Origin of the sequence: Tatumella sp. JGM118, assembly GCF_018257515.1 — a bacterium.
In the GTDB taxonomy this organism is placed as follows: domain Bacteria; phylum Pseudomonadota; class Gammaproteobacteria; order Enterobacterales; family Enterobacteriaceae; genus Tatumella; species Tatumella terrea.
Window position 1 is genome coordinate 47320 of record NZ_JAERJR010000013.1, and the last position, 12126, is coordinate 59445.

12 protein-coding genes and 1 pseudogene are annotated in these 12126 nt (G+C 50.9%); 10 read left to right on the plus strand and 3 right to left on the minus strand.

Going from position 1 to position 12126, the window contains the following annotated elements:
• Both JK223_RS12255 and JK223_RS12260 read left to right on the plus strand, forming a co-directional pair.
• Positions 1-332 (plus strand): annotated as a pseudogene (locus JK223_RS12255) (hypothetical protein); the annotation flags it as partial.
• A gap of 276 nt (positions 333-608) precedes the next feature.
• Positions 609-1058, plus strand: coding sequence for a GNAT family N-acetyltransferase (locus JK223_RS12260; RefSeq protein WP_212714465.1), 450 nt, complete (start codon positions 609-611; stop codon positions 1056-1058).
• 452 nt (positions 1059-1510) lie between these two features.
• On the opposite strand, the gene JK223_RS17175 is transcribed toward JK223_RS12260, so the two are convergent.
• Positions 1511-1771 carry a DDE-type integrase/transposase/recombinase gene (locus JK223_RS17175; RefSeq protein WP_371813128.1) on the minus strand — a complete coding sequence of 87 codons (261 nt, stop codon included), beginning with the start codon at positions 1769-1771 and terminating at the stop codon, positions 1511-1513.
• A gap of 239 nt (positions 1772-2010) precedes the next feature.
• On the opposite strand from JK223_RS17175, the gene JK223_RS12265 reads away from it, so the two are divergent.
• The 5 genes from JK223_RS12265 (at position 2011) to JK223_RS12285 (ending at position 6271) form a co-directional block, all read left to right on the plus strand.
• Positions 2011-2823: a transporter substrate-binding domain-containing protein gene (locus JK223_RS12265; RefSeq protein ID WP_212714466.1), complete on the plus strand. Its 813-nt coding sequence runs from the start codon at positions 2011-2013 to the stop codon at positions 2821-2823.
• 81 nt (positions 2824-2904) lie between these two features.
• A complete protein-coding gene (locus tag JK223_RS12270) occupies positions 2905-3942 on the plus strand; it encodes a proline racemase family protein (RefSeq protein WP_212714467.1) in 1038 nt (345 codons plus the stop codon).
• Positions 3943-4224: 282 nt separating this feature from the next.
• Positions 4225-4890, plus strand: coding sequence for an amino acid ABC transporter permease (locus tag JK223_RS12275; RefSeq protein WP_212714468.1), 666 nt, complete (start codon positions 4225-4227; stop codon positions 4888-4890).
• A gap of 12 nt (positions 4891-4902) precedes the next feature.
• Complete coding sequence (locus JK223_RS12280; RefSeq protein WP_212714469.1) at positions 4903-5553, plus strand: amino acid ABC transporter permease; 651 nt, start codon at positions 4903-4905, stop codon at positions 5551-5553.
• Complete coding sequence (locus tag JK223_RS12285) at positions 5546-6271, plus strand: amino acid ABC transporter ATP-binding protein (protein ID WP_212714470.1); 726 nt, start codon at positions 5546-5548, stop codon at positions 6269-6271. The genes JK223_RS12280 and JK223_RS12285 overlap by 8 nt, the downstream gene beginning before the upstream one ends.
• Positions 6272-6743: 472 nt before the next feature.
• Here JK223_RS12285 and JK223_RS12290 read toward each other — a convergent pair whose 3' ends face one another.
• Complete coding sequence (locus tag JK223_RS12290) at positions 6744-8519, minus strand: aconitase X (protein ID WP_212714471.1); 1776 nt, start codon at positions 8517-8519, stop codon at positions 6744-6746.
• 99 nt (positions 8520-8618) lie between these two features.
• Between JK223_RS12290 and JK223_RS12295 the strand changes: the two genes are divergently transcribed.
• Positions 8619-8825, plus strand: coding sequence for a hypothetical protein (locus JK223_RS12295; RefSeq protein ID WP_212714472.1), 207 nt, complete (start codon positions 8619-8621; stop codon positions 8823-8825).
• An 11-nt stretch (positions 8826-8836) separates the two neighbouring features.
• Here JK223_RS12295 and JK223_RS12300 read toward each other — a convergent pair whose 3' ends face one another.
• Positions 8837-9784: a dihydrodipicolinate synthase family protein gene (locus tag JK223_RS12300; protein WP_212714473.1), complete on the minus strand. Its 948-nt coding sequence runs from the start codon at positions 9782-9784 to the stop codon at positions 8837-8839.
• A 549-nt stretch (positions 9785-10333) separates the two neighbouring features.
• Here JK223_RS12300 and umuD point away from each other — a divergent pair.
• Both umuD and umuC read left to right on the plus strand, forming a co-directional pair.
• On the plus strand, positions 10334-10756 hold the full coding sequence (umuD, locus tag JK223_RS12305; RefSeq protein WP_212714474.1) for a translesion error-prone DNA polymerase V autoproteolytic subunit: 423 nt from the start codon (positions 10334-10336) through the stop codon (positions 10754-10756).
• Positions 10756-12018, plus strand: a complete 1263-nt coding sequence (umuC, locus tag JK223_RS12310) for a translesion error-prone DNA polymerase V subunit UmuC (protein WP_212714475.1) — start codon at positions 10756-10758, stop codon at positions 12016-12018. Before umuD ends, umuC begins: the two co-directional genes overlap by 1 nt.
• The last annotated feature ends 108 nt before the right edge of the window (positions 12019-12126 follow it).

Consider the following 12126-nt stretch of genomic DNA (forward strand, 5'->3'; position numbering starts at 1 on the left):
GTTTATCTTTTTATCTTTTTATCTTTTTATCTGTTTATCTGTTTATCTGTTTATCTGTTTATCTGTTTATCTGTTTATCTGTTTATCTGTTTATCTGTTTGTCTGTTTGTCTGTTTGTCTGTTTGTCTGTTAGCCCTTTAGTTCTTTTACTACTGTTCCTTGCACAGGCATTACCTGGTGGCCACGGTGAGAAGATTGCCGGCGCACAGGGTATCTTGTCATGCCAGGAACGTTACGTGATTCGTGCAGAACGCCATCCTGATATTACGGAGGATAACTTCGCAGAACGTCAGAACGAGGAACGATCTTTGGATTGCACGATGAAGGGATAAACCGGAGTGTCAGTTCACGGTTGGTCTCGTTGACCCTGCTTCGGTATCTGTGAATACCAGGAAAAGGGGCAGAGTGCGTAATTGCACGTTACCTGGATCTCCTTTCGCATTTTAGTTGCTCGTCACGAGCAGGTTACCTGGACATCTCCAACAAAATTATCTTGCGGATTCACGCTATGTAACACACTATGATTTTATCAACGTAAGTCTATGAAGTAGTGAAATATGTATGATAAAAATCATATACCAGTATTCTTATAAAAGATAAGGGAAAAAATGGAAACCAGTAAAATATACGAGTGGGATAAAGGTGAGTATAAAGTTACCACTGATCCTAAAAAAATCGATAAAAAAGCTGTGCATTCCTATCTGACACGATCCACATGGGCTAAAGGTATAAATATTGAAACTGTATCCTCCTCTATAGATAACAGCCTCAATTTTGGACTTTTCCATTATGAAAAACAAATTGGATTCGCCAGGCTAATTACTGACTATGCTACTTTTGCCTACTTATGTGATGTCTACGTATTAGAGGAATATCAAGGCAATAAGTTGTCTGATTTTATAATGTCATGCATCCAAGAACATCCTGTTTTTAATAAAGTCAGGCGTATAATGCTTTTCACTCTCACGGCTCCCTGGCTCTATGAAAAATATGGTTATGAACCAGTAAACAGAAAGAATTATGCATGGACTATCTCAAGGAAAAATATATACTTATAATCTTTTATTGATTCGTGACTTAACGGTAAGTGTTATGATCGTTGTCATCTCCGGTTAATTTAAGCCGCCTGTTTTTCCGTTCCGGATTCAGTGGGATTGCCTCCTCAGGCTGCCAGTTCCTCGTTTTACCAGACCACCGTTCAGGATGGGCTGGCCTCGCGCGCCGGTACAGCTCTTCCCGTTGTCTCAGAAACGCATGATCTTCTCCGCGATGTCGCTCTGCCGGGGTCACATAGCATATTCCGCTGTGATGGTGTGTTTCGTTATACCCCCGGGGAACTTTTCCACCCACTGACGGGCATCCGGCAGTGCTCTGAACCCTGATGACGGCCACTGCGGCACATCTTCAGCGTCCGGAGCAGTGATTCTGAATACACATTATCGTTACTGACCCACGGATGGTTTTGGGACGGCGTGATATTCAGTTCGTGGTGTTTCATCTGTAGCGTCGGTTATCCCATGGCCGCGCCGTTATCTGCGTGCAGCACCAGCGGATGCCGCCAGCAGTCTTCACGTATGACACTGCGTTGCATTAAGGCGGCAGCATTCTCAACACTTTCTGTTTCATGCATTTCATCCCCGGTGATTTTCCGGCTGCACAGGTCAGTTATCATAGACAGATAACACCAGCGACCACGCTCCACAGACGGCAGCCAGGTGATATCCCATAAGAAATACTGACCGCTCCTGAAAATCACTACATGGCAAAGCATTTCTGCGTGCAGCAGGCCGGCAGGGAATTACTGTTTTTCTGCCCTGTTAAAGTGCCATAGCGGTCAGGTAATGCACTATCAGGTGACAGACACAGGGGGGAAGAATATCCGCAGAAGAAGGACTTTTGTGGCTGGATCAGGCGGTTAGCGGTGAACAGAACAATCAGGCACGCTTTGTGCATTGAATATTGTATACGAAATTTCGTATCTGATTTATCACTCAATCACCGGAGGTTTTTATGAAAAAGACAATTATCTCTTTAGCACTGTTTGCTGTTACCGGCGTATCTTCACTTCATGCAGCGAATGCCGATGAACTGGATAAGATCATAGATTCCGGAAAGCTACGTTGTGCCGTGACTCTGGATTTCCCTCCGATGGGGATGCGCGATGCTCAAAATAATCCGGAAGGCTTTGATGTTGATTACTGTAAAGACCTGGCAAAGGTTCTGGGTGTGACTCCGGTGATTGTTGAAACACCGTTCCCTGACCGTATCCCTGCGCTGATGTCAGGGCGTGCGGATGTGATTGTGGCCAGTACGTCTGATACTCTGGAACGCGCAAAAACAGTCGCAATGTCAATTCCTTACTTCGCTTTCCAGATGGTCGTTCTCACGCGTGATGACAAAAATATTAATAGCTTTGCGGATCTCAAAGGGCGTCCTGTCGGCGATACCAGTGGAACCTTTGAAGCCATCGCCCTGGCGAAAAGTGTGAAAGACTGGGGGACCGGGAGTTTCCGTGCTTATCAGTCACAGAACGATACCTTGCTCGCCGTTGCCCAGGGGCATATTGATGCCGCAGTGGTCACGAATACCGTGGCCTCTGCCGCCATTAAATCGGGCCAATATAAAGGGCTTAAAATTGCCGGTAAAGCACCTTATACCACCGACTATGTTTCGCTCGCGGTTAAACGGGATGAATACGGCATGATCAATTACCTGAACCTGTTTGTTAATCAGCAGGTGCGTACAGGCCGTTATGCTGAGTTATATAAAAAATGGGTCGGTGGCACGCCTGTTTCGCTGACGGTCCCGGATGTTTACGAGTAACAGCCGTATCCGGCGGTGCGACTGCCTGCACTCATTGCAGGCATTTTCTTTTATGAAACAGTGAATCACGAGTAACCCGCTATGCGTTCATCAAAAATTATTCATACCGTCAGTTGTCATGCTGAAGGTGAAGTCGGTGATGTTATTGTCGGCGGTGTCACACCTCCGCCGGGTGACACTTTGTGGGAACAATCCCGCTGGATTGAGCGTGATGATGTCTTACGTCATTTCATCTTAAATGAGCCCCGGGGAGGTGTTTTCCGGCATGTGAATTTACTGGTGCCTCCGAAGGATCCCCGGGCGATGATGGGGTGGATCATTATCGAACCGGCAGATATTCCCCCCATGTCCGGTTCAAACTCTATCTGCGTTGCAACAGTGTTGCTGGATACCGGCATTCTGCCGATGACAGAGCCGGTAACAAGGTTAGTCCTTGAGGCTCCGGGCGGGTTAATTGAGGCCGTTGCCGAATGCCGGGACGGTAAAGTCCAGCGGGTAGAGATCCATAACGTGCCTTCTTTTGCCGATCAACTGGATGCCTGGATTGATGTCCCGGGTATCGGCAGTCTGCAGGTCGATACGGCTTACGGGGGAGACAGTTTTGCTATTGTCGATGCCCATCAGTTAGGGTTCTCTGTGACGGCAGACGAAGCACGGGATCTGGTGGAAACCGGCATGAAAATAACTAAAGCCGCTAATGAACAACTGGGGTTCCGGCATCCTCTGAATCCGGACTGGGATCATATCTCTTTCTGCCAGATAGCGGCACCGGTCACGACAGAAAACGGGGTAATGACCGGGGCCAATGCGGTGGTTATCCGGCCGGGGAAAATTGACCGATCCCCCTGTGGTACCGGAAGTTCGGCGCGTATGGCGGTATTACAGGCCAAAGGGCATCTTCAGCCCGGGGAGCGTTTTATCAGCCGTTCGATTATCGGATCTGAATTTCACTGTCATATCCGTGAATTAACCACAATTAATGACCGTCAGGCCATTCTGCCGGCAGTTTCCGGCAGGGCCTGGGTCACGGGAGTGCATCAGCATATGCTTGACCCGGCCGACCCCTGGCCTGAAGGCTATCGTCTTACCGATACCTGGCCTTCCGGTATCGGCTTTTAATCTCCCGGCCGCCGCACGATAATGTGCGGTTGCTGCATTTTGGCGCCCCGTTAATGATCTCTGTGCCGGAATGCAGCAACCGTCTATCTCTGTCTTCTGTCGCACTGTGATAATAATCGCTAACCCGGATTTTAACTAACTCACTGTAAATAAAAATCTTTTTATTTTATCTGCCAGTGGGGGAGTTTTATGCATAGATCTTTTCAATCTGGCACAAAGTTTGCCTGTATTAGTATGTCGTATACGAAATACTAAAATGGCAGATCTACAGGGGTATTACGGATGTTTGATTATACTTTCCATTGGCGAAGTGCGTTTAATGCACTCCCTGCCATGCTGCAGGGATCGCTGGTAACCATTGAAACTGCAGTGATTACCATGGTGCTGGGCACACTGATTGCTTTTGCACTGACCGCAATGCGTAGCAGCAATATCAGGGTTCTGCGTGGGTTTTCTGCCACCTGGATTTCGATTGCCAGAAATACACCGTCGTTATTGCAGATCTATATGCTTTATTTCGGGCTGGGTAATTTCAATATTAATGTCAGCTCATGGGCGGCATTGATCGGCGGAATTGCTTTCAACAATGCGGGTTATCTGGCGGAAATATTTCGTGGTGGCATGAAAGCCATCCCCCATACCCAGGTGCGTGCTGCCCGCTCACTCGGGATGTCTGCTTTTCAGGCTTATCGCCTGATTGTTGTTCCGCAATTACTGCGTGTGGTTTTCCATCCTCTGACCAACCAGATGATTTGGTCGGTGCTGATGACCTCCACCGGGGTCATTGTCGGTCTGGATAGTGACCTGTCAGGGGTTACTCAGAATTTCAATGTGCTTACCTACCGTACTTTTGAACTCTTCTCTATCGCTGCAGTGTTGTATTACCTGATAGCTAAAGTGATTGTGCTCGGTGCCCGTGGTCTGGGCTGGCGGCTGTTTCGTTATTAAAGGATAAAAGAGATGCTTACTACCAGCTTTACCTCGGAGGACTTTGTCTTTCTGCTAAAGGGGGCAGCAACGACGCTGGAACTGACGCTCGCATCGATTGTGGTGGGCACAGTGATCGGGATCTTTCTGGGATGGGCGAGGGCCACGATGCCAAAATCGACCTTGCCCATAGCCTTACTCATGGATGTCTTTAAAAGTGTCCCGTTACTGATTCAGTTTGTACTGTTTAATGCACTGAAAAGTATCCTCGGTCTCGACTGGAGCCTTTTTACCATTGGTTATCTGGTCTTAGGCCTGTATGCGGCCGCTTTCTGTATCGAAATTGTCCGTGGCGGTATTTTATCGGTTTCCCCGAATATTCGTCGTGCCAGCCGTTCTCTGGGGATGAGTTACTGGCAGGATCTGCGGTTTATTGTTCTGCCTTTGGCGGCGAGAGTTATATTTCCGGGCTGGCTTAACCTTTTGCTGTCATTGATGAAAGATACCTCACTGGTCGTCTGGATCGGCCTTATTGAACTGTTGCGGGCATCGCAAATTATCGTTACCCGTATTCAGGAACCGTTACTGGTCCTGAGTATTACCGGGGTTATCTATTACGTTATGAGCCTGGTCATTGCCCGGTTCGGAAACCAGTTAGAAAAAAGGTGGCAGGAAAATGATTGAGATTAATGATGTTCATAAGTCGTTTGGTGATCTTGAAGTCATTAAAGGCGTCAGCATGACGGTAAAAAAGGGCGAGGTAGTTTCAATCATTGGTGGATCAGGGTCAGGGAAATCAACATTACTGATGTGTCTGAATGGCCTGGAACCCATCCGCCAGGGGAACATCTGGGTCGACGGCATTGAAGTGCATAACCCGACCACAAATCTGAACAAGTTACGTCAGAAAATCGGTATTGTGTTTCAGCAATGGAATGCTTTTCCCCACTTAACCGTACTGGAAAACGTCATGCTGGCGCCGCGTAAAGTCCTGGGGCTAAGTAAAGCCGAAGCGGAAGCCATGGCCGTTAAGCAGCTAAAACACGTCGGTTTAGGTGAGAAGCTGAAAGTCTTTCCGGGCCGGTTATCCGGAGGTCAGCAACAACGTATGGCAATCGCCCGGGCATTAGCGATGTCACCGGATTATATGTTATTTGATGAAGCAACTTCCGCCCTGGATCCTCAGCTGGTCGGTGAAGTGCTGGATACGATGCGTATGCTGGCCGAAGATGGTATGACCATGGTGCTGGTGACTCATGAAATCCGTTTTGCCCGCGATGTTTCTGACCGCGTGGCTTTTTTCCGTAACGGGGTCATTCATGAAATAGGCACACCTGATGAAGTTATCGGGCATCCGCAGAAACCGGAAACCGCAGAATTTCTGAAGTCCGTCGTTTCGTAATTTACCCGGCCGGCGAACTCCGGCCGGCCTTTACTCACTCTTCGTTCCGCCTGCCCAAAACCCATCAGTATCTTCTTATATGTCAGCATCGCCATAGTGTGAATTCGCAGGCCGGATCCGTAACCCCGTAGGACAGTAACGACACTTTCCCTGACGCCCGGCGGCGCACCAGCCTGAATAAAGGGTCGTGTGGGACATCCGTGAGCAGGGTTGCATGATAGCGCCGCCTTTGATGGCGGCAGGGGCGTATCACTTTCCGTCGTCGCCGGAATACCCCGGGCGCAATAAACGGTCGCGGGAGACCTCCGTGATCAGGGCAGTATGATATCGCTGGCTTTGATGGCGGCAGGGGCGTGTCACTTTCCGTCGTCGCTGGAATACCCCGGGCGCAATAAACGGTCGCGGGAGACATCCGTGATCAGGGTTGCATGATAGCGCCGCCTTTGACGGCGGCGGTGGAGCTCTAACTCTCTCAGGCAGAGAGCCAGTCAGGAAGTGAACGAGGCCACTGGCCTGAACAGGCCGCCTGCACGCAGTCTGCCAGACTGCCGAAATGGACTTTTCTGCCCACCAGCCCCGGGGCATAGTGTGCGTATTTACCGGAATTGGTCATTAAGGTGGATGTTTTCTGCGGGATCACCGGTTCGCCGAGCATACACCAGCAGGTATCGGTCACAATCAGTGCCCCGAACGCTTCCAGAGTGGAGATATACCCGGCGGCTCTGGCTTGTTCATTCACGTCCCGGCCCATCGTCACGACCAGTGCCGTTTGCGGATCTTTTTTCCGCTGAGCACAAAGTCCGGCCAGCTTTGCACATTCGGTTAGCGAAAAATGCGGATTCCCTAAAGAAATCAGCTGCACTGCTGTTTCTTCAGAACTATCCAGTTCACGCCAGGAACGGGCCAGATCGTCCGCACTCACCACCCGATGGCGTTTTGCCGCTTTACCCCCTAATGCCGTGGCAGCATCCGGTGCTTCCGGCGTTACCCCCGCAATATGAAACATCGGTGCCGCAGAGGTGGTAGCGAAGGCTGCCCCGAAGGCTTTCAGGTCATCAGAGTCCGGGGCCGCATTTTCGAGTCCTGTGATCACCGGAATTTCGGTCGCAGCCAGTAAACCGGTGTGATACCCCAACAGCGGGTAGAAGGCGTCATCTGCCGTGTCAGGCTTCTGCACTTCGATATGTAAGGTGGCAAGCCGTCCGTTATCACAATGGCTGCCGGTCAGCGGGGCTCTGCCGGTCAGGGCAATGCAGATATCCAGGTAATCCGGATATTTCAGTGTTCTGGCACCCAGCACACTGTTCGCGTAAACCACGGCATTCGATTCCGCCCAGACAATCTGGTCGCCGCGGGCCGGTTTCGTATCAAGCAGATAAGGTGCACAGGTAAAGCTGACCCTCGCTCCCATATTCAGATAGGCATCACCCAGCGCACTGGCTGGCTCACCCAGCCCGGCATCCACCCCGAGCTCGCGCCATTTTCGCTTATCGACAGAAATGGAATTCAGCGTGGTCGGCACGCGGACTTTGCCTCCCCAGGCGACAAGTTGTTGTGCAAAACGCAGACTGGCGGGACCTGTATAGATACACCCGTCGATATGTGCCTGAGAAACGTCAATCAGCTCCGTTGCCCCTTGTAACGCGGCGATGCGCAGTATCAGTTGCATCGCCACCTGTGCCGCTTTACCGTGAAATCCATCTAACATTTCATGATCACGCAGTTCCAGCTTCATGGATCCGGCCAGAGATCCGGGGCCGGTATCGGCCTGCGATGACTGAGGAATTTCTGCAGGTACTGCATTACCGAAACGGATCTGTTTGCCGGTCATGCAGACTTCTGTGCCGCTCTCCGGCAGCGCAGCGAAGGCCTCAGCACCGATACAGACAACAGGAAACGATTTACCGAAAACCACTTCAGCCACTAATACTCCCAGCGTCAGGATCTCGTCCGGCTCTGCCAGGATTAAGCCTGCGGGGGCATGTCCGTTCAGAATAAGTTCGAGCATCACGCTGCTACCGGTACAGGATCCCCGTCCGCTGGGGATTGCCAGAATATGGCCGGTGATAATTTTACCGCTCAGCGGATGATGACGATCGATAACCTCGCCACTGAAGGGATCAATTCCTCCCCAAAAGCTCAGGCCGGTATCGGAAGAAATCAGAGAGCCACGAGCATTGCCCTCAACCAGGCTGCGCCCCTGTAATACGGGTAGCGCACGAACATCGCTACTTACAGTCATAGTCATACCTATTATTCGGCGTATATTTATCGGATTATCGCCAGGCCGGAAAGGGTAAGCCGGCGCGCGTGGCGGGCTGCTGGTTATGGCGGGGAGAAGAAAACGTTGTCACGACTCCGGCGTGTGCGGGTATTGGCCCGGCAGCACAAACCTTCTTCGGGGGCTGATAAAAATGATCGTTCTCTGGCGTATAACCGCTGGACGCTGGGTGAAGCCCGGCCGGAAGCGCAGCAAAGTATCAACGTCTTTCTGTTGTCACCCGCCTCAGAGATCCAAAGCGGCCAGTCCGTGGCCGGCAGAGGATCATGCTGATAACGTGGTTATCAGGCCTGGTTCAGCTCTTCACTCCAGCGGCTGTACCATTCACGGAACAGCGAGTATTGGGTTTCTGCATAACGACGCTGTGCATCACTGAGAACATCGGTTTCGTTAAAGTGCAGTGAATATTCTTTGTCACCGTTCAGTACCATCAGATATTTGTAATACAGCACCAGATCCGTGCCCTCATCAAAAGAAGAGAGAACGGCGAGTGCAGATTCCAGCTCTTTCGCCAGGCGTCGGGAAACCGCATCGCCTTTCGCGGCTTTTTTGCTTAAATCGATGAGCTGTAACACTTCACGTGGCAGTGCATTACCGATACCGGTAATGGCACCGGTCGCTCCGCAGTTTACAAAGCCATGGAATACCTGAGTATCCACCCCGGCCATAAGAATGACATTATCATCCTGAGACGTAATATGTTCAGCGGCATAACGCATATCTGCAGCACCGCCAAATTCTTTGAAACCAATCAGGTTAGGGTACTGACTGCGCAGCTCAAAGAAGAGGTCTGCCCGGGTAGCAAAGCCATAGTAAGGACTGTTATAGATAACCGCCGGCAGTTCCGGGGCCGCTTCGAGGATGGCCGAGAAGTGCGCTTTTTGCGCCGCCGGGGAGGAGCCACGCGACAGTACGCGTGGGATCACCATCAGGCCCTGCGCTCCCACTTTCGCGGCGTGGGCCGCATGAGAAACGGCTTCCCGGGTGTTTACCGCGCCGGTCCCGACAATGGTCGGTACCCCGGCCGCCACTAAACGCGCCACGCCTTCCTGGCGTTCGGCTTCAGTCAGCAGGGGCCAGTCTCCCATCGAACCGCAATAAACGACGGCGCTCATACCGAGATCAATCAGCTCGCGGCCTTTAGCCACCAGTGCGTCAAAGTCAGGTTTACGCTCCGCATTACACGGTGTCATCAGGGCGGGGATAGTGCCGGTAAAGATATTATTGTTCATTGTGTTTCCTCAAATTTCTGTTCAGATCATTGTGATCGGCAGGCGGGAAGGTCTGCATAATCGGTAAGATATTTGCGCACCACTGGCCTGCATACTACAGCCTGCAGGCAGACAGTCAGCGGTCGCTGATTAACTATGGTATACGATATACGTGACATGAGAGCTTGTAAAGATGATCAGATCTAAGAAATTCTTATCTCTGAACCGGAGGTTGTCTGTGCGAAAGAAACCGTCACACAGATCCTGTTTTTCAGGCAGGCGTTCAGCCTCTGGTTACCTGAGGCAGGCGGGGTCAGCCGGGCGAAAGCGTGGGTAAAATGACAGATAAGAAGAATAAATAAAAAGGAGTAAAGAAAGCGGACATGAGTGGCTGTTTTACTGAACACTTTGCTGAGTGAGTCGTTCTGTCATGCCCTGCTCCTGTTGCCGGCGATAATAAATTTCCTTCCCGGACAATGGCTTTACAAAAAATAATGATAAGCCATCTTGATCGAAATACTCCATCAGCATTACTGTATATTTATACAGTAAAAATCTGAGAGACCGATCATGAAGTTCTATCTGCCTGCAGAGCTGCATACCATGCAGGATCTGCCCTTTTTTATCAGTCGTGTCCCTTGCGGTTTTCCGTCGCCGGCACAGGACTATGTTGAACAGCGTATCGATCTTAATCAGTTACTGATTCGGCATCCCGGTGCCACCTATTTTGTGCGGGTCAGTGGCGATTCTATGACTGAAGGCGGGATCGATGACGGCGATATGCTGATTGTCGACAGTTCACTGAAGGCAGGGCATGGCGATATTGTGGTGGCCGCGGTGGCGGGGGAGTTTACCGTTAAGCAGCTGATGCTGAGACCTTCTCTGCATCTGCGACCGATGAATATCGCCCATTCCGTGATAACAATTGCTGATGCTGATCAGTTTGAGATCTTCGGGGTGGTAAAACACGTTGTCAAAACGCTGGGTCAGTAATGTTTGCGCTGGTGGATGTGAATTCATTTTATGCGTCGTGTGAAACCGTGTTCCGCCCGGATTTAAAAGGGAAACCGGTGGTCGTTCTAAGTAATAACGATGGCTGTGTTATTGCGCGTTCAGCCGAAGCGAAGCAACTGAACATCAGTATGGGGGAACCTTATTTCCGGCTAAAAAACCTTCTGCGCGAGCATCGGGTCAGTGTGTTCAGTTCAAACTATGCTTTATACGCAGATATGAGTCAGCGTGTGATGAGCACGCTGGAAGCACTGGCACCGGCAGTAGAAATTTATTCCATCGATGAAGCATTTATGGACCTTACCGGCGTCCGTCATTGCCGGAACCTGGAAGCCTTTGGTCGCGAAGTCCGTGAACGTGTGCTGCGTGATACGCATCTGACGGTCGGGGTCGGAATAGCCCCGACAAAGACTCTGGCCAAACTCGCTAATCATGCGGCGAAAACCTGGCGAAAAACCGGCGGGGTGGTTGATCTGTCGAATGCCGAACGTCAGCGTAAACTGATGGCCCTGACACCGGTGGCCGAAGTCTGGGGAGTGGGGCGGCGTATCAGTAAGAAACTGAATATGATGGGGATTCTTACGGCCAGAGATTTATCGGAGCAGAGTACCTGGGTTATCAGAAAACACTTCAATGTGGTGCTGGAACGAACGGTGAGGGAACTGCGGGGCGAACCCTGTCTTGAACTGGAAGAATTTGCCCCGGTGAAACAACAGATCGTCTGCTCCCGTTCATTCTCCGGACGGATCACTGAATATACGTCGATGCGTGAGGCTATATGTAATTATGCGGTGCGGGCTGGCGAAAAGCTGCGTGGCGAGCGGCAATATTGTCGTCAGGTGGGGGTATTTCTGCGTACCAGCCCGCATGCACAGGGCGAGGTATTCTACGGTAACCAGGCCTCGGTGAAACTGCTGACACCTTCTCATGATAGCCGGGATATTATTCGCGCCGCTATGACCGCACTGGATAGCATCTGGCAGGACGGGCCACGGTATATGAAGGCCGGAGTCATGCTGGGGGATTTTTTCAGTCAGGGCATTTCGCAGCTCAATCTGTTTGATGACTATAAGCCGCGGGCGGACAGTGAATCACTGATGCGGGTGATTGATGGTGTTAATCAAAGCGGAAAAGGACAGTTATGGTTTGCCGGCCAGGGCGTAGAAAAGCGCTGGGCAATGAAACGCGATATGTTGTCACCCTGCTACACCACCCGCTACAGCGATCTGCCTGTGGTCCGGTAAGGCGGTTACCTCCTCTCACCCTGTTATAACGGGGGCCGCACCTCTGTCCCTGCCTATGATCCCTGCGAAAGTTTATAGATTGTTTACCAGGATATTTTTAATTAACCT